This is a genomic window from Clostridium sp. DL-VIII (genome assembly GCF_000230835.1).
Taxonomy (GTDB): Bacteria; Bacillota; Clostridia; order Clostridiales; family Clostridiaceae; genus Clostridium.
Genome location: NZ_CM001240.1, coordinates 2,062,263 through 2,079,081 on the forward strand (window position 1 = coordinate 2,062,263; position 16,819 = coordinate 2,079,081).

Below are 16,819 nucleotides of genomic sequence, written 5' to 3' on the forward strand. Positions count from 1 at the left end.
AAGTAACCTATAATAGTATCAATTATATTTTCAATACCATTTAATGTTATACCAAAGTTTGTCGCTGGGTTATTGATCCAATCTATTACTAAATTAGTGATATTAATGCTTATATAATTACCAATATTTGCATCAGTGACAGTTATAGAATAGATTGTTGGATTTATTGATGGTGCATTATTCCATGTAACTATATTTTCTGAAAAGTCACTTGCATTTGTAAATATACTAACGGTTTGAGGGGATAAAACAGAGTCAGGTAGATCTTTTCTGAAAACAAATAAGTTCAAGGAAGCGCTAGAAACTGTATTTCCTGAAGGAACAGCATTAATTAAATCAAATTTTAATAAACTTCTAAATAAATCATTAGGTTGAACAAATCTTCCAGTAAATAGAAGACTTGAAAATCCATAATTTGTGTTTGGGTTTAACAATGAGATATATGCATCTGCAATAGGAATGAGAATAGTAGTAGGCATTGCATCATCTCCTTAATTTAGAATAATACATATATATCCTTAGTTAATATATGTAAAATTGTGAAAAATGGTGTAGTACGATGAATAGTGTCTAAAATTTATTTTAATAAAAATAGCTTTTAGACGTCATTCATAAGATTAGAAAATACAAACTTTATTAGAAAGTAGAAATTTGTATTGAAATTTATTGATAGTGTGTACTATGATGATATGTAGAATTTTGATAGATGTACTATTATCTTAATTTTAAAGTTCTATATTATACATATGGACTTGTTATTTATTTGATTGTGCTTTATATAAAAGCTCTCTGCTTTACAAGCAGAGAGCAGTTTTTATATACTAATCTAATTTCTTAATAGTCAACTGAGAACCAACACCTGGGGCTAATGTCATTACTAAAGGAGTTGCTGAGTTATTTCTTAAAGTGATGACATCTCCGGCAGCAAGAGTTAATATAGCACTTCCGAATAATTCACCAGTAGCAACTAAAGCTGTTATAGGAGTAGATGCATCAACAGTACCATTTACAGCAATTGCAATTTGTGAACCAACACCTGCTGTTATACTTATACCATAATTGATTTCATAAACGCCAGCACTTGTTACGGTAATAGTAGTGGTACCTGGTGTATGAGTTACCCCACTTAATGGTCCATTGTTAGAGAATGGAACGTCTGCACCACCAACAACAGTTGAATCGGCTATTGTTGCAAGTTCATATACATAACCATCTGCTGCTAAACCAGCACCAGTAGCACCAGTAGCACCGGTATCGCCAGTAGGACCTGTAGCACCAGTATCACCGGTAAGACCTGTAGCACCAGTATCACCGGTAGGTCCTGTAACACCAGTATCGCCAGTAGGTCCTGTAACACCAGTATCACCGGTAGGGCCTGTAACACCAGTATCACCGGTAGGTCCTGTAACACCAGTATCGCCAGTAGGACCAGTAACGCCAGTATCACCGGTAGGGCCTGTAACACCAGTATCACCGGTAGGTCCTGTAACGCCAGTATCGCCAGTAGGTCCTGTAACACCAGTATCACCGGTAGGTCCTGTAACACCAGTATCACCGGTAGGTCCTGTAACACCAGTATCACCGGTAGGTCCTGTAACACCAGTATCGCCAGTAGGTCCTGTAACACCAGTATCGCCAGTATCACCGGTAGGTCCTGTAACACCAGTATCGCCAGTAGGTCCTGTAACACCAGTATCGCCAGTATCACCGGTAGGGCCTGTAACACCAGTATCACCGGTAGGTCCTGTAACACCAGTATCGCCAGTAGGACCAGTAACGCCAGTATCACCGGTAGGACCTGTAACACCAGTATCACCAGTAGGGCCAGTAACGCCAGTATCACCTGTAGGGCCTGTAACACCAGTATCACCAGTAGGGCCAGTAACGCCAGTATCACCAGTAGGGCCAGTAACGCCAGTATCACCAGTAGGGCCAGTAACGCCAGTATCACCAGTAGGGCCAGTAACGCCAGTATCACCGGTAGGACCAGTAACACCAGTATCACCAGTAACGCCAGTATCACCGGTAGGGCCTGTAACACCAGTATCACCAGTATCACCAGTAGGGCCAGTAACGCCAGTATCACCAGTAGGGCCAGTAACGCCAGTATCACCAGTAGGACCTGTAACGCCAGTATCACCAGTAGGACCAGTATCGCCAGTATCACCAGTAGGACCTGTTACACCAGTAGCACCAGTAGGTCCAGTAGGACCTGTAACGCCAGTAGGACCTGTTACACCAGTAGGTCCAGTAGCACCAGTAACTGCGCTGCCAGTATTTCCTGCGGGTCCAGTTTCTCCAGTTGCACCAGTAGGGCCAGTGGCACCAGTAGGTCCGGTAGGGCCAGTAGGACCAGTAGGTCCGGTGGAACCAGTAGGGCCTGTTATTCCAGATTGAAATTCTATGCTAAGGAATGGTCTTTGTGTTTCAATTGCCCACTCTTTTGAAAGGTAACCTATAATTGTATCAATTACATTTTCAATACCAGTTAATGTTACACCAAAATTTGTTGCTGGGTTGTTTGCCCAATCTATTACTAAATTAGTTATATCAATACTTATATACCTACCAACATCTGCATCAGTTACATTTATAGAATAAATTGTCGGATTTATTGCTGGTGAATTATTCCACGTAACTGTACTTTCAGAAAAGTCGCTTGCATTTGTAAATACGCTGACAGTTTGTGGAGACAAAACAGCATCAGGAAGATCTTTTCTAAAAACGAATAAATTTAAAGAAGCGTTTGCTATAGAACTTCCGGACGGAACAGAACCAGTTAAATCGAATTTTAATAAACTTCTGAATAAGTCATTAGGCTGAACAAATCTTCCTGTAAATAGAAGACTTGAAAATCCGAAGTTTGTGTTGGGATTTAACAATGATATATATGCATCTGCGGTGGGATTAAGAATTACGCTAGCCATTGTATCATCTCCTTCATTTTCTTCTACTTTCGAATAATTTGCCCATTATATAATGGGCTAATATAATATATGTAAAATAATTAGAAGTGACACAGCATAATAAATAATCACATAATGTGATAATATCTTGCATTGTTTTTTATTTAAAGAAAAGATGAATGAAAAATAGAGAAACCTAAGTCATGTATTTATATGACTTAGGTTAGCTGGGTTATTAGTAGTATTTAGATGGAATTATTATTCTGGAACTTGGCTACATACTGATAGGACATAAAAAAGCCTTTCATATTACTTCCAACAATATCGCATATTCGATCTAAAAAAATGTCATCTTCTTGAGATATTTCTTTAGAATAATGGAATATATATGGATTTACATAACCACATTCTTCAAATATTTTCTGTATATCTGGTAAGGTGAAAAATTTAGTGTAATGAGGATTTAATATGGAATCATTGTTATACATAAAGCTTCCTTTTAATAAACCTTTTATAACTGAATAATGCATTAGATTTGGTATTGTAGCTATTATATATCCAGTGGGTTTTAAAAACTTTTTTAACTCAGTTAGCAATTTCCACGGGTCTTTACTAAATTGAAGCTTATTTCCAATAATTATATAGTCGAAAAAACCTAGTTTACTTTCTTTAAAGTTCATTGTATAGTTTTCCTCAAAATCCTCAGTTGTTGTTTCTATTATTTTCTCACATATTCTGGCTATATTTTTATTTGGTTCTATTCCATATAGCATTGAGTTAGGATGCATATATTTTAATTTAAGCAGCGTAGAACCAAGGCCACAGTTAAATTCGAGAATATTTAATTTTTTTTCTCTTGGTTCGTTTATACGACTTATAATATCAAATTTTAATAGACTTTGAGAGTTCGAATTAAAACCCCATTTTGCTTCAAATTTATGAGCATTTGTTTTTAAAATGTTGCTGAATTTTGTATAATTCTCCTTAAAGGAGGTGCTGCCGAAGTGGTGTATAAAACTATCATTACAAACCATAAGTTTATATCCAGCTTCTATAATTCTCATGCACAAGTCATCATCTTCAAAGTTACCAGGGGTAAACCTTTCGTCAAAAGTTCCAATCTTGTTAATGACCTCTCTTTTAATTAACATGCAGAAAGCCACTAGTCTGGATTTTTCTTCCCATTTTTCACTATTAGAAATATTGTTCTTATCTGCAAAATCAATCATATTTTCTATATCTGTATAAGGAACACTTATTGCTTGGTAATTAGAACAATTATTAGTAATGGATGCAGCAGCTCCAATTCTTTCGTCACTATAGAGACAGATTTTGAGGTTATCAAGCCATCTTGGTGTAACCTTTGTATCGTTGTTTAAAACTAAAATATCATTATCTTTTTCAGCAATATCTATTCCAAGATTACAGCCTTTTGGAAAGCCTAAATTTTCATCATTTAAAATAAGTTTGATATCAGTTTGTTGTTTAAGCCATTCTCTAGTTCCATCATTAGAATTGTTATCCACAATAATTATCTCATAGGTGCCAGAAGTTGTATATTTTCTTATACTCTCAAGGCATATACGATTATAATTAAGATTGTTATAAGTTAGTATTATTATTGAAGTTTTCCTATTTTGAAACATTAATTTAATATCTCCTGTAATAGTTTAGTATGATAAATTTTTGCCTATAAACAGCGATACTTAAAATAGCATATTGCTGTTCTATTGTATTTTATGAAAGTCAACTAAAAGCGTGCAAATATTGATAACATTCTCTTATCTTAAAAAAAGGAATTTATTTTTTCACAGATTTTTATCCAATCAAAATTATTTCGTGTATTAATTTGAATATCGTTACATACTTGTTGAAGAATTTCTTCATTAGAGCAAATTGAGATGAGCTTTCCTCCGAGAGCTTCAAAATTATTTATAGGAAAAATATCTCCATATTTTTTATCAGCTGTAATATCTAATGCTCCATCTACATCAGAAGATATAATATAATTTCCATTAAAGGCTGCTTCTCCGAATACTTGGGCAAAGGCTTCAACCCTTGATGTTAAGCAAAATACTTTCGATTTTTCATATTCCTTCATAAGCAATTTTCTATCATAAATAGGCCCTGCAAAGACAACTTTACTTTGTAGGTGAGGGTAGTAATGATATAAGTAATTGTCAATATATTTATCAAAACCTGGTTCTATTGGACCTACTAATTTTAGTTTCCAATCAGGAAGTTTTTCAGAAGCTATTTTAAAGGCTTCCATTAAAATTTCAGTAGCTTTTTCATAAGCACCTAATCTGCCAACTGTTAATATGATATTATCTTTATCGCTATATTTTATCAGAGAACTATTAAAGAAATCATAAAAGCCATTAGGTATATGCTCTACTTTTATGGGCCAGGTGTCATCAATTATTTTTTTAAGATTTTTGGATTCTACAGAAACCATAATATTATTATTTAATAAGTTAATCATACGCTCATTAAAGGTTATTCTGCTTAACCAATATCTATTTAAGTCTAATTTTAAGTAGATTTTTCCATTAGGGTTGATTGAGCGAAATCTTTCCATCATATTTAAGTTGAAATCATAAAGACCAATAAACATGAGTGTATCAGTTTTTTTCAATAATGCAGTTACTGAATTTTCATCGTCCATAAAATTAAGATTAATGTCTTTGGTTAATGATTCGTCATAATGCTCTTCGTTTTTGTCACATAAAATAGAAACTTCATAATTTAAATGTTTTTGAAAAACATAAGGAATTAAGCCAACATCTTTCGTAAGATGAAAATTCTGTAGACCAGGCCAATATAAAGTAAAATGTTTTTTCATAGTTACCTCCAGTACTAGTTAAATAGTATATTTATTTTTATATGTAATAGAAAAACTCAAGGTTAGTAACCTCGAGTTTAAATTATTTTTAATTCTAGATTTTGCAAGTAATTAAAGAATAATTTTCTATGATGATATAGATAATTTATATTAGATTTTGCAAAGTTTAGAATATTATTTTAGTATTAAATTATAGCAAAATCTAAAGTGTTAATCTGTTTTGGGTATTGTTATTAGCAGCATGAACCTGTTCCACAAGCTACTATTGCGCCTAAAGATGCATTATTAATACTTAAAGTACCAACAGTAACAGCACTAGTAACAGTTGCAGTTACAGTATAGGTGCAGCAATCATCACAAGAACAAGAATCGCAATCACAAACAAAGAAAGAGAATGTTTGAGATGAAAGTAATGCTACTAAGTTAAATTGATATGAAGGTCCAATAGGAACTGGAGTGAATTGACCTCTACATTGTTTAAATACTTGGAAGTTTAAAGTTCCTGTAAAAGCAACTGTAGCAATAAGATTACTTGAAAATTCTAGTTTTATACAAGGATTCTTTACGCAAGAAGTATTTACAGTAAGTGAAGTAAGAGGAAAAACTGTTCCTAAAACTGTAGTTGCTGGGATTGTTACTGAGCCAGGTTGACTACATCTTATTAATGTTGGACAAGATTCTTCATGACAACAAGGTTCCTCATGGCAACAAGGTTCTTTTTTGCATTCTTCATGATGACAAGGGTCTTTTCTACAGCAGTCATCATGATATTTTGACATTGAATTCATAAACGAAATCCTCCTTTATTAAAGAAATTTTAATTTCAAATTACTTATATTTGTAATTTAAATATCTAGACTTTTTATAGTTATAATATATGAGTTTCATGGTAGAACGGTGATGATAATAATACGTAGTTTTATTACAAAATACCACAAAATCCAAGATAGTGTTGATACAGCTTTTTAATTACTAAATTTTGATAGAATTATACTATTTATCGACTATAAAAAATTTTAATCATTATCGTCATTGTCTGAGAATAATGGCTCTAAGTTTTGATCTGGGTAGAACTTAGGAATTGGAGCTCTTTCAAATCTTTCGCATGGATCTTCCTCAGGTTCTTCCTCACATGGCTCTTTTGGAACTGGACAATAATCATAAGCAGGAATAAGGAGTTGCACAATAAGCTCACACTTTACGACAATATAGTATCCCAAGGTTATATCTAAAACATCGTTCCCGCTCTCATCTTCTAGTAATTCACCATCTAAGGCATCGGCAACCATTTCAAGTTTTATTATATTAGAATCCAAATCTTGTGCGTCCTGAACAGGTGTGAAACTAGCTGAAATTTGAGCTATAGAATCAGGACAATAGAATTTACCGATTAGGTCTGTTCTATTAATTTCATATAATTCACTTTTGTTTACACCATTAGCGTCAATATAGTCGGCATAGAAAGAAATCCTATAAGAAATAACTATTTTTTTAAAACCAGGTTTTCCCTGGAGTGGAATCTTATCCACAGAGAGCAATGTTAAATTAAAATCTCTACTACCAATATATCTTTTTGGATCTGTCAATGGGTTACTTCTTAATTCTGAATCTGTTGTATTAGTATCAGGACCTTCGCCGTATACAAGACATCTTTTTATTAAACATTGATCAAAAATCTTAGGTACTTCAATACAAACTAATTCAGACGGATCAGGTAAACGTCCCTGTTTATTTACAAGACCCGGACGTGGAGAAAATTTTTTTAGGTTAACGGGCATATAAATTCTCCTCCTCTCTAAAAATTATAGGGATGTAAGTTTATTTAATACTTACAATGCATTATATGTAAGAATATTAAAGTGGTGAAAATAAAAAGAAAGTTTATGACAATTTTTTATATTATTAGATGAATAATAAATTTTCTTTAATAATATAATTTTATGAGGGAGGTAATGAAGATGAGTAGTGTATATCCTTGGATATATGTTGATTATAGAGATAATATATGGAGCTTTTTTCAAAATGACAATAAAGAATTAAATTATAGCATTATGTATGGGGAAGGAAAATGGACAAAAGATACTTTGATTGATAAGGATGTACTAGAGTTTGCTGTTCATGTTGAAGAAGATGAGACAATCCATATAGTATATACGAACATAAATGGAGAGCTAAAATACTGTACAATGCAGGATAAACAGTGGGTAGGAAAGACATTATATGAAATAGAAAAATATGAAGTTGAAATACAGAATCTTAAGGTTAAAATTATTGGGGCTGATATGCATATTTTTTATTTATTAGTAAGCAATGATGGCAGCGATCACGGGGTATTAATGCATTGTAAATGGAATGGGAAGGAAATAAAAAATAATACATTATATGACATTATCCTCACACATAGTATAAGGGATCATTATACAATAAATATTAATGAAGATATGAATCTTGAAATATTTTTTGTTACAGATGAGGGAGATGAATCATCATTAAATTATAGCAGCTATGAGAATAATACCTGGTCAGAAGCAAAAAGACTCTATGGCATTCAAGGAGAAGATATTGGATTTGAAGTGCTGGTAGATAAACAAAATATTCATGTACTAAATAAATTCAGGGAAGATGCAATATATTTTTTTGATCATGTACGTATAGACATAAATGGAGAGATTCAAGAGTTTAGAGTTTATGAAAGCAGTAAAGAATTGCATGAACCAATATTACTTATTAAAAGTAGCAAATTGTATTGTTGCTGGTTAGAAGAAGATAAAATATTTTGTGCAAGCTTTGAGGATGAAAAATGGAGCAGTCCATTTTTGGTTAATAGGGAAAGTGAGCTCCCAGTAAAACAATATAATTGCTTCACTTATTCTGCTGAGTATAAATCAATTATGGCAATGAAAGTATATGGTACTGATGAGCCAGATTTCTATTTATATATTCCAAGTCAGCTTATAGCAAATACAAGTGGAGTATTAAAATATGAGAGAAATAGAAAAAATGAAGATATAGGCAATGAAGCACTTCAGAAATTAAAGCTTGAGTTATCGCGAGTAAGATTAGAGAAGAAAAGTTTAGAAAATAAAATTGAATCTTTAAATATACAGTTAAGAAAAAAGCAAAGATCTATGGAAGAATATGAAGAAAGGTTTGCTAGAGCACTAGAACAAAAGCGAAAAGCAGATGAAAATTACAAGGTTTTTCTGGAATTGCAGCAGAATACTCAAAAGGAATTGGAAAGTGCCAGCAATCAGTTAATAGAAGAAAAAAAAAGCAAAGCTAATATTGAAAATGAGTTAAAAAAATGTACGGAGGAAAATATATTAATTAAGCGAGAAGTTGAGAAGATGAGTGAGGAAAATAAGCGATTGTTCAAAGAACTTGAATTTGAAAGAAATCAAACTATTATGGAACGATTATTAAAAAAGAAGCCTAATTAAATCTAATAATTAGTTCAAGACCAAAATGTGATAATATTTTATTGCATTTTGAGTTTTGAGCAAAGGGAAAGGAATGTATATAGATATGGAAGCAGAGGAATATGATTATATAATGACATTTACATCTCATCATAGGGCAATGTATATGTATGAACGCCTAATTGCTAGAAAGATTAAGGTGAAGCTGGTTAATGCTCCTAATAAAATTAATATCAGTTGTACACAGGCAATAAAATTTAGAGGAGCAGATATAGAAATTGTTCAAAAAGAATTAGAAAGAAACAATATCATTCAAACTGCGACCTTTAAAATTATAAAGGAAGGGAAAAACGAAACCTATGAATTAGTTGAATAAGGTGAGATTAACTAAAGTTTTGCATATATTAAGTAAAAAATATGAAACTTAATTAATTACGAACTATTCGAAGAGTAATAACATAATATGTATTGGGACAACTTAAAATATAGCGTATATATTGAACTGGAGGGAATCATATGATAAATCAAAGAATATTGAAGTATGTTGATGATGTAATGTTACAAATTGATGCCGATGATGTTGATAAAATCAAAATAGAAAATGATCTTATTAGACGTATTTCACGTTCAGATGAGTATAGAGATGTTAATGCGGTTATTGAAAAATTTGGAACTCCAAGAGAGCTTGCCCTTGAAATAATAGCTAAGTATGAGGATGATTATGAAGTAAGTGAAAAGAATGATAGAACTTCGTCAGTAAAAGAACACGGAAAGCATAGGCACCACCACCATAGGCCACAAGGACCATATGGTGAGTATATGTATGAAGAGAATGAAACTAACATTAAGCTATTATATATACCACTTATTCAAATATCTTCAGGAACAGAGAGAATACGCTTGCCAATAGCTGATTGTTATTATGAATACGAAGAGTAATTAAATTTGTATATTTTCTAAAGCAGTTTGTGTGAAATTTTACCAAAAAGTTATATTGGTGAATTTGTATGATAAATGATATTTTACAATTACCATTTATGTAAATATTAAAAATGAAAGTGCATGTAAATATAGAATTTCATGCACTTTTTTACTACTTAATTTTAATATTACATAGTTTAATTCTTTTTGCTAGATTATGATTTTTTCATCTTTTATTGAATAATAATTATATGAAAAGCATATCTTTTAATATGAGATATATAGAGAAAATGACATGGCAATAGTATTAGAAAAAGAACACATTTATAGAGATAAGAAGTTGGTGGGTAGCCTTAAGGATTTTTGAATATATTTAAGCAATGAGTAGGGTGATGGCAAGTCTGTGGTTGATAGAAGAGAGAAAATAATTTATTATGTGTCAAGCGTAGAAAAAGGCATGGTATATATTGTTGATGATGATGATTATCGCATCATAAAAGAAGTTGAAATTGGTCCAAGACCTCAAAATATCATTGTAGATGAGCAGAATAATGTTTATATAGCTAGTGATAGAAATAATAAAGTGAGATTTATAGATAGTTCATACGATTCTAATAGAACATGGAATATGCCTAACAATGGTAATATTCAAGTAGATTCCATCGCTCAGAAAATTTATGTATGTAATACAGAAGAAATATGTATTTACAGTTTAGAAAATGGTAGTAAGATAAAAGCATTGACAGGATTTACTGCGGCAGACAGTTTAATGCTCGATAAGAATAAAAAAAAGTTATTTGTGCTTGATGTTTTACAGAATGAAATAAAGGTTTATGATACATCAGATTTTAAGTTGATTAGGATATATAAGAACATTGGAAATTCGCCTAATTGTATTCTCTTAGATGAAAATGAGAAACATATTTATATCGCTAATAAAGGAAGAGATAAAGAAAAAGTTTTTATATTAGATATTGCAAGTGAAAAAGTTTCAAATATATATTTAGAAAAAGGATCAGTTATAGCTGCTTTAGAACAGAAGGGAAATATATTATATGGATTAAATATTGGATTACATAGAATTGAAGTTATAGATATAGTAAAAAAAGAATGTATAAAGGTGATAAAAACCACGTTATCTAAGCTACAGAAATTCAGATTATCTCCAAATAGAAAAATATTGTTTGTAACTAGTCGCAATGATGAAGGAAAGGGCGTAATTGATAAGATTGATATATCAAGCAATACTATTCTCGATACCTTTACTTTGGGAAAAGATAATACTGTTCCATATAATATTGGAATAGTCATTCAAAACGATATTAAAGTTAAAAAGGAATCTTTTACAATAGTGAATCCAGAGGATAAGTATAAGCAGGAAAATAGGATAACAGTACTTGCAAAGAAGGTTTTATCAACATATAAGGAAAAGGTGATTTTTTCTGAAGTAACAATTAAATTATATCCTGAAGGTGAAGGAATCATTCAAATAGAAGAAGTTATATTTAAAAAATGTGTAGTTGTAAGTGAAAAAAAGAATGTAAAGGTCACAGATAGAGAATATTCAACATTAGAATATGACTTTTATATTCCATATGATGTCTGGTATAAAGATGAACAAGAACAGAGGTATGTTACGGGAGGAAGAGTCGAAGGAACTGAGAAAGCAACATTATATATACCAGCTTATGCTGAGCAGCAAGGAGTACAATTTGTAATGGAGTCTTATGCCAAGCTAATAAATACTCCAGTTTTGATAAATAGAAACCTACGATTTGATATTAGTGTTTTAATTTCAACAAGAGCTATTGTAGACGAAATACTGTTTATTCCATCTTGTGAAAATTGTAATAACTTTAATAATGAAGATAAAATATAAGGCATTATAAAAAAATCTCCGGATCCAAAGTAACCTTCGATTTTGTTCTATTAATGTTGTATAATTATATAACATTAATATTAAATAAGGAGAGAAGGTGAATTTAGTTGAGGAGTTTTTTTATAAAACCTCACTAAAAAATTTATGAAAGAAAACATTAGTTTAATTATAAGTGAAATGATAAAATATTATGCAAAAGATCCAAGAAGAGTAAATCATTTTTTAAAGGTATTTTCTTTTGCTAAATCTATTGGAAAATTAGAGAAGCTTGATGAAAAGACTCAAAATATTTTAGAAGTTGCTGCTGTCATGCATGATATAGGCATAAAACTTAGCGAAGAAAAATATAATTCTTCTGCTGGAAATTATCAAGAGATTGAAGGCCCGCCAGTAGCAAAGGAAATGCTTTTAAAATATAATTTTGATGAAGCTTTTATAGATAGGGTATGTTATTTAATTGGACACCATCACACATATGGAAAAATTGATGGAGTCGATTATCAAATATTAATTGAAGCAGATTTTTTAGTTAATGTTTATGAAGATGAGATTAAAATTCCTCAAATTAAAAGCATTAAAGAAAAATATTTTAAAACAAAAGCAGGAATAGAATTTTTAATTAATTTATACTTATAAAAATAAAGTCATGTAAAGACTGATTATTTTAATTCCAAATATTTTCTTATAGTATCATGAGAGAATGTTTTGGAATTTTTTTTACGTTTGTAACAAATTAAGTAAACCGGCATAATATACTAATTAGGAAGCACTAATTTAACAATTAATCAGGAGGAAAAAAGTTATGGGTAACTATGGAGATTTTAATGATAAATTTGTTGGATATGAAGAGAAATTTGAATCTTATCATGAAAAAAAATGTCCACCAGAAGATCCTTGTAAAAAAGCTTATGAAGAAGGATTCTTGAAAGGCCTTGAAAAGGGCAAAAAAGAAGGCTTTGAGATAGGTTTTGAAAAAGGTAAAAAAGAAGGAATCGAGATAGGCTTTGAGAAAGGCTATGAAAAAGGTAAAAAGAAGGAATCGAGATAGGCTTTGAAAAAGGCTTTGAGAAAGGTAAAAAAGAGGGCCTTGAAATAGGATTTGAGAAAGGCAAAAAAGAAGGATTCCAAATAGGTTATGAAAAAGGTAAAAAAGAAGGAATCGAAATAGGTTATGAAAAAGGTAAAAAAGACGGATATAAGTTATTTAAAGAAAAAGTATTATGTTGCATAGAGAAATAGAGAAACTTCAATTTACTGAATAATAAAATGGTCATAAAATATAATTAATATGTGTTTATTATTGTTATAGGAAAATTGAAATAATTATAAATGGAGATAGTATAGGCAGATTGCAAATGCTATCTCCTGTTTTAGTGAGAAAAGTTTTATTATTATAAAGATTAAATATTTGTAAAGAATTGGTGTAATCCTAATAGATTACTGAAATCTTAGTAACAAATTATAAGTTTTTGAATATTATTTATTATATAGATGAGTAAAATTTATCTAAAGAATTATTTTTAGGAGGGCTTTATAATGAAAAAAGCAATAGACAGTTCGAGTCTTGCAGAAGTAATTGATAGAATACTAGAGAAAGGTATAGTTATTGACGTCTGGGCAAGAGTATCATTAGTAGGAATAGAATTATTAGCTGTAGAAGCTAGAGTAGTAATAGCTAGTGTTCGTACTTGGTTATGCTATGCTGATGCTGTAGGTCTATTGAAACCTAATCATCATGAGGATGAACTTGCAGTTATCTAATTAAAAATAGCTACAAACTATAAGTAATGGATTCTTTGCATTAGGATAAAGATAAAGTCATAACCTAATGCAAAGAACTTTTTTATTTTTTAGGAATTTATTTCTTAATATAATTCTTAATAAAAAGCGTCACTTAAAGTATATAGAAGCTATTATATGCATTTAGGTACTAGAAATCAATACAATTGTAAACGCTTCTTAAAAATGAGAGATGAATGTATAATTTAACCACTAAAGTCTTTTTAAGGAGTAACAAATTCTTTGATTTTTTATATTATATACAATGTGGGTAAGTAGAGATTTTTCTATATATTATAATTTATAAAATATTTTGGAACAGATAAAAATTTATTGAATATTATTTACTATATAGATAAGTCGTATTTATCTAAAGAATTATTAATTGGGAGGAAATGAATAATGAAAAAGGCAATAGATAGTTCAAGTCTTGCAGAGGTAATCGATAGAATATTGGATAAAGGAATAGTTATTGATGTTTGGGCAAGAGTATCTTTAGTTGGTATAGAATTATTAGCTATAGAAGCAAGAGTAGTAATAGCAAGCGTTCATACTTGGCTAGTTTATGCTGATGCTGTAGGCTTATTGAAACCACATCATTATGAAGAAGAAGCTCTTGCATAAGTAACAAATTCTTTGCGTCAGATTAAGCTTTAAATTACACCTGATGCAGAGATCTCATACTATAAATATGAGAAACTTTCAAAAAATAATGAATAAATGAATTAGATTGGTATATTTTAATCTATATTGCAAATGAAAATATTTAATGATTAGGATTGTGAGTGAAAGCTATATACTTATCAGAAACAAAGAATACTATTTATTATTTTTTGTTTCTGGTATTGGAGTAATATCATTAAAACAGGGAGGTTGACATGGAAGAGCCTAAGTATTTTGACATTGATTTAAATGAAAGCTATGTTGAAACACAATATATAAAAGAGCTAACCGATAGAGTCAGTAACTATCTAGAAACAGGATTTCCGGTTCACTTAAGAGGTGCTGCAGGTGTAGGTAAAACCGCGCTTGCTTTTCATATTGCTCAAAAAATAGGACGACCAATAGTATTTATGTGTGGAAGCGAGGATTTTAGTAATCTTGATTTAATTGGAGGATACTTTGGAACTAGAAGATCATTAATCGTAGATAATTACATTAGTTCGGTTTATAAGCGTAAAGAAGAAGCAAAGAAAGTATGGACAGATGGAAGATTAGCTACTGCATGTAAAGATGGATATACAGTTATTTATGATGAATTTACAAGGGCAAAACCAGAAGTAAATAATGTTCTCCTATCAGTATTAGAGGAGCAAATGATAGATATACCAAAATACTCATCTGAAAATACTTATTTAAAAATTAATCCTAACTTTAGAATGATTTTTACAAGTAATCCGGAAGAATATGCGGGCGTATACAAGTCAGCAAATGCGCTTATAGATAGAATGATTACCATAGATATCAATGATATGGATATTAATACTGAACGATTAATCATAGCTTATAAATCTGGAATTAGTGAGCATAACGCAAGAATAATAACTAATATAACAAGATATATAAGAAATAGTATTAAAGAGAAAAATTGGCTATCAATAAGAGGCAGCATAATGCTTGCAAAAATTGTAAAAAGAATGGATTTGGAGCTTAATCCTAACAATGAAAAATTTAGAAAAGTCTGTAGAGATGTATATAATTCATCAAGCAGTATGTTAGGTATAAATGCCTTAGAAAAAGAAAAATATAATTTATTGATTGATAAGGCTATAAATAACGCTTTTAATATTTAAAAAAGTGTAATTAAATTCAAGATATATAAATAAGATATCAATAGAGCATGAAATTCATTTTATATTTGGAAATATAAATCATACAAGGAGGAATTATATAATGAAAAAAGCAATAGACAGTTCAAGTCTTGCAGAGGTAATTGATAGAATATTGGATAAAGGGATAGTTATTGATATTTGGGCAAGAGTATCTTTAGTTGGTATAGAATTATTAGCTATAGAAGCAAGAGTCGTAATAGCAAGTGTTCATACTTGGTTAGTTTATGCCGATGCTGTTGGACTACTTAAAGGTGATTTAGTAGCTGCTGAAATTTAATTGAATTATAAAGATATTTTTAAATGGGGTTAAGCTGGATTTGTTCAGCCTAACCTTAAAATTAATTTATAAAGGAGACAAATCTATGTTAATGGTATCAATTATTAATTCTGTAAATAAATTCTTTGAGGAAGTATTAGAAGAAAAATGTAGAATTCTTGGCGTAGTAAAAGATGGAGAAAATTGGAAAAGTATATGTGAGGTGCAAATTGATCCTGAATATACTACTAGAAAAGGTATCGGGGATATGGTAGAAATATATAATGTTTATTTAGATGATAAACAAGAGATAGTGGGATATGAGGTCGTTTCTACACAAAGGAGAGCTATGGAAAATAACGGATTTATATAAAGATACTGTCATAATTTAAAAATATAAATGGTAGCTGCATTATAAATAAATATGAGTCATTAACTAAAATTGTTTAGAGGGTGGGGTATTGATATGAAGAAGCAGGATGATGACAATATAGGGTTGGGGTCTATATTTAGAGGACTAGATAAATTGATAAATATAGTAGGTGACATGCTAGAGAATGAAGAAAGTGAAGTTGATATAAAAGGTGCATTAAATGATCCTGAAAAAAGTAAAAAAGTTACTGCAAATTATGGAGTTAATATAAAAATAGGAGGAGAAAACTTTAAGGGAATAAAAGATATTAACTCATTCAACAAAATGAAAGATAGTTATAATAATGAAAAAATTATAGAGCCTGCAACAGATGTATTTGATGAAGAGGAAAGAGTATTAATAGTAATGGAATTACCAGGAGTTAGTGAAGAAGATATAAAAATTGAAGTTGAAAACAACATATTAAAAATCGAGGCAGAAGTTAATAATAATATTTATATTAAAAATATAAAGCTATCTTTTGTACCTATAACAGAAAGTATCACATCACAGCTAAATAATTCAATATATTCAATAATCATAAATAAGACATCTGAGATTAAGTAATGT

17 protein-coding genes and 1 pseudogene are annotated in these 16,819 nt (G+C 30.6%); 12 read left to right on the forward strand and 6 right to left on the reverse strand.

The window, feature by feature from the left end:
- Positions 1-14 precede the first annotated feature (14 nt).
- The 6 genes and pseudogenes from CDLVIII_RS31890 to CDLVIII_RS09430 all read right to left on the reverse strand — a co-directional run.
- Positions 15-479 (reverse strand): annotated as a pseudogene (locus tag CDLVIII_RS31890) (DNRLRE domain-containing protein); the annotation flags it as partial.
- Between the two features lie 342 nt (positions 480-821).
- The gene (locus CDLVIII_RS09410) at positions 822-2,927 is read right to left on the reverse strand and encodes a DNRLRE domain-containing protein (protein ID WP_009169218.1); all 2,106 of its coding nucleotides are present in this window, start codon (positions 2,925-2,927) and stop codon (positions 822-824) included.
- Positions 2,928-3,151: 224 nt separating this feature from the next.
- Complete coding sequence (locus tag CDLVIII_RS09415) at positions 3,152-4,552, reverse strand: glycosyltransferase (protein ID WP_009169219.1); 1,401 nt, start codon at positions 4,550-4,552, stop codon at positions 3,152-3,154.
- Between the two features lie 140 nt (positions 4,553-4,692).
- Positions 4,693-5,751 (reverse strand): glycosyltransferase, encoded by a 1,059-nt coding sequence (locus tag CDLVIII_RS09420; RefSeq protein WP_009169220.1) that lies wholly within the window; start codon positions 5,749-5,751, stop codon positions 4,693-4,695.
- Positions 5,752-5,984: 233 nt separating this feature from the next.
- The gene (locus CDLVIII_RS09425; protein ID WP_009169221.1) at positions 5,985-6,539 is read right to left on the reverse strand and encodes a DUF4489 domain-containing protein; all 555 of its coding nucleotides are present in this window, start codon (positions 6,537-6,539) and stop codon (positions 5,985-5,987) included.
- A gap of 228 nt (positions 6,540-6,767) precedes the next feature.
- Complete coding sequence (locus tag CDLVIII_RS09430) at positions 6,768-7,529, reverse strand: hypothetical protein (RefSeq protein ID WP_009169222.1); 762 nt, start codon at positions 7,527-7,529, stop codon at positions 6,768-6,770.
- A gap of 180 nt (positions 7,530-7,709) precedes the next feature.
- Between CDLVIII_RS09430 and CDLVIII_RS09435 the strand changes: the two genes are divergently transcribed.
- The 12 genes from CDLVIII_RS09435 to CDLVIII_RS29250 all read left to right on the forward strand — a co-directional run bounded on the left by CDLVIII_RS09435 (position 7,710) and on the right by CDLVIII_RS29250 (position 16,816).
- Positions 7,710-9,191, forward strand: a complete 1,482-nt coding sequence (locus CDLVIII_RS09435; RefSeq protein ID WP_009169223.1) for a hypothetical protein — start codon at positions 7,710-7,712, stop codon at positions 9,189-9,191.
- A gap of 55 nt (positions 9,192-9,246) precedes the next feature.
- Positions 9,247-9,546 (forward strand): DUF3343 domain-containing protein, encoded by a 300-nt coding sequence (locus CDLVIII_RS09440; RefSeq protein WP_242835868.1) that lies wholly within the window; start codon positions 9,247-9,249, stop codon positions 9,544-9,546.
- Positions 9,547-9,686: 140 nt separating this feature from the next.
- Positions 9,687-10,109 (forward strand): hypothetical protein, encoded by a 423-nt coding sequence (locus CDLVIII_RS09445; protein ID WP_009169225.1) that lies wholly within the window; start codon positions 9,687-9,689, stop codon positions 10,107-10,109.
- A 385-nt stretch (positions 10,110-10,494) separates the two neighbouring features.
- A complete protein-coding gene (locus CDLVIII_RS09450; protein WP_009169226.1) occupies positions 10,495-11,970 on the forward strand; it encodes a hypothetical protein in 1,476 nt (491 codons plus the stop codon).
- A gap of 144 nt (positions 11,971-12,114) precedes the next feature.
- Entirely contained in the window at positions 12,115-12,606 is a 492-nt protein-coding gene (locus CDLVIII_RS09455; protein ID WP_009169227.1) for an HD domain-containing protein, read from the forward strand.
- Positions 12,607-12,772: 166 nt separating this feature from the next.
- The gene (locus CDLVIII_RS29245) at positions 12,773-13,018 is read left to right on the forward strand and encodes a hypothetical protein (RefSeq protein ID WP_050816247.1); all 246 of its coding nucleotides are present in this window, start codon (positions 12,773-12,775) and stop codon (positions 13,016-13,018) included.
- Positions 13,019-13,506: 488 nt separating this feature from the next.
- Positions 13,507-13,731 (forward strand): gas vesicle structural protein GvpA, encoded by a 225-nt coding sequence (gene gvpA, locus CDLVIII_RS09465; protein ID WP_009169228.1) that lies wholly within the window; start codon positions 13,507-13,509, stop codon positions 13,729-13,731.
- A 420-nt stretch (positions 13,732-14,151) separates the two neighbouring features.
- On the forward strand, positions 14,152-14,373 hold the full coding sequence (gvpA, locus tag CDLVIII_RS09470; RefSeq protein WP_009169229.1) for a gas vesicle structural protein GvpA: 222 nt from the start codon (positions 14,152-14,154) through the stop codon (positions 14,371-14,373).
- Positions 14,374-14,627: 254 nt separating this feature from the next.
- Entirely contained in the window at positions 14,628-15,542 is a 915-nt protein-coding gene (gene gvpN / locus CDLVIII_RS09475; protein WP_009169230.1) for a gas vesicle protein GvpN, read from the forward strand.
- Between the two features lie 100 nt (positions 15,543-15,642).
- The gene (gvpA, locus tag CDLVIII_RS09480; protein ID WP_009169231.1) at positions 15,643-15,858 is read left to right on the forward strand and encodes a gas vesicle structural protein GvpA; all 216 of its coding nucleotides are present in this window, start codon (positions 15,643-15,645) and stop codon (positions 15,856-15,858) included.
- A gap of 85 nt (positions 15,859-15,943) precedes the next feature.
- Complete coding sequence (locus CDLVIII_RS09485) at positions 15,944-16,210, forward strand: hypothetical protein (RefSeq protein WP_009169232.1); 267 nt, start codon at positions 15,944-15,946, stop codon at positions 16,208-16,210.
- Between the two features lie 93 nt (positions 16,211-16,303).
- Complete coding sequence (locus tag CDLVIII_RS29250; protein WP_009169233.1) at positions 16,304-16,816, forward strand: Hsp20 family protein; 513 nt, start codon at positions 16,304-16,306, stop codon at positions 16,814-16,816.
- The last annotated feature ends 3 nt before the right edge of the window (positions 16,817-16,819 follow it).

Coding starts and splice junctions, on each gene's coding strand:
- CDLVIII_RS09445 (WP_009169225.1), top strand. CDS start 9,687: ATGATAAATCAAAGAATATTGAAGTATGTTGATGATGTAATGTTACAA.
- CDLVIII_RS09415 (WP_009169219.1), bottom strand. CDS start 4,552: ATGTTTCAAAATAGGAAAACTTCAATAATAATACTAACTTATAACAAT.
- CDLVIII_RS09455 (WP_009169227.1), top strand. CDS start 12,115: ATGAAAGAAAACATTAGTTTAATTATAAGTGAAATGATAAAATATTAT.
- gvpA (WP_009169229.1), top strand. CDS start 14,152: ATGAAAAAGGCAATAGATAGTTCAAGTCTTGCAGAGGTAATCGATAGA.
- CDLVIII_RS09410 (WP_009169218.1), bottom strand. CDS start 2,927: ATGGCTAGCGTAATTCTTAATCCCACCGCAGATGCATATATATCATTG.
- CDLVIII_RS29250 (WP_009169233.1), top strand. CDS start 16,304: ATGAAGAAGCAGGATGATGACAATATAGGGTTGGGGTCTATATTTAGA.
- gvpN (WP_009169230.1), top strand. CDS start 14,628: ATGGAAGAGCCTAAGTATTTTGACATTGATTTAAATGAAAGCTATGTT.
- CDLVIII_RS09430 (WP_009169222.1), bottom strand. CDS start 7,529: ATGCCCGTTAACCTAAAAAAATTTTCTCCACGTCCGGGTCTTGTAAAT.
- CDLVIII_RS29245 (WP_050816247.1), top strand. CDS start 12,773: ATGGGTAACTATGGAGATTTTAATGATAAATTTGTTGGATATGAAGAG.
- CDLVIII_RS09420 (WP_009169220.1), bottom strand. CDS start 5,751: ATGAAAAAACATTTTACTTTATATTGGCCTGGTCTACAGAATTTTCAT.
- gvpA (WP_009169228.1), top strand. CDS start 13,507: ATGAAAAAAGCAATAGACAGTTCGAGTCTTGCAGAAGTAATTGATAGA.
- gvpA (WP_009169231.1), top strand. CDS start 15,643: ATGAAAAAAGCAATAGACAGTTCAAGTCTTGCAGAGGTAATTGATAGA.
- CDLVIII_RS09435 (WP_009169223.1), top strand. CDS start 7,710: ATGAGTAGTGTATATCCTTGGATATATGTTGATTATAGAGATAATATA.
- CDLVIII_RS09425 (WP_009169221.1), bottom strand. CDS start 6,539: ATGAATTCAATGTCAAAATATCATGATGACTGCTGTAGAAAAGACCCT.
- CDLVIII_RS09485 (WP_009169232.1), top strand. CDS start 15,944: ATGTTAATGGTATCAATTATTAATTCTGTAAATAAATTCTTTGAGGAA.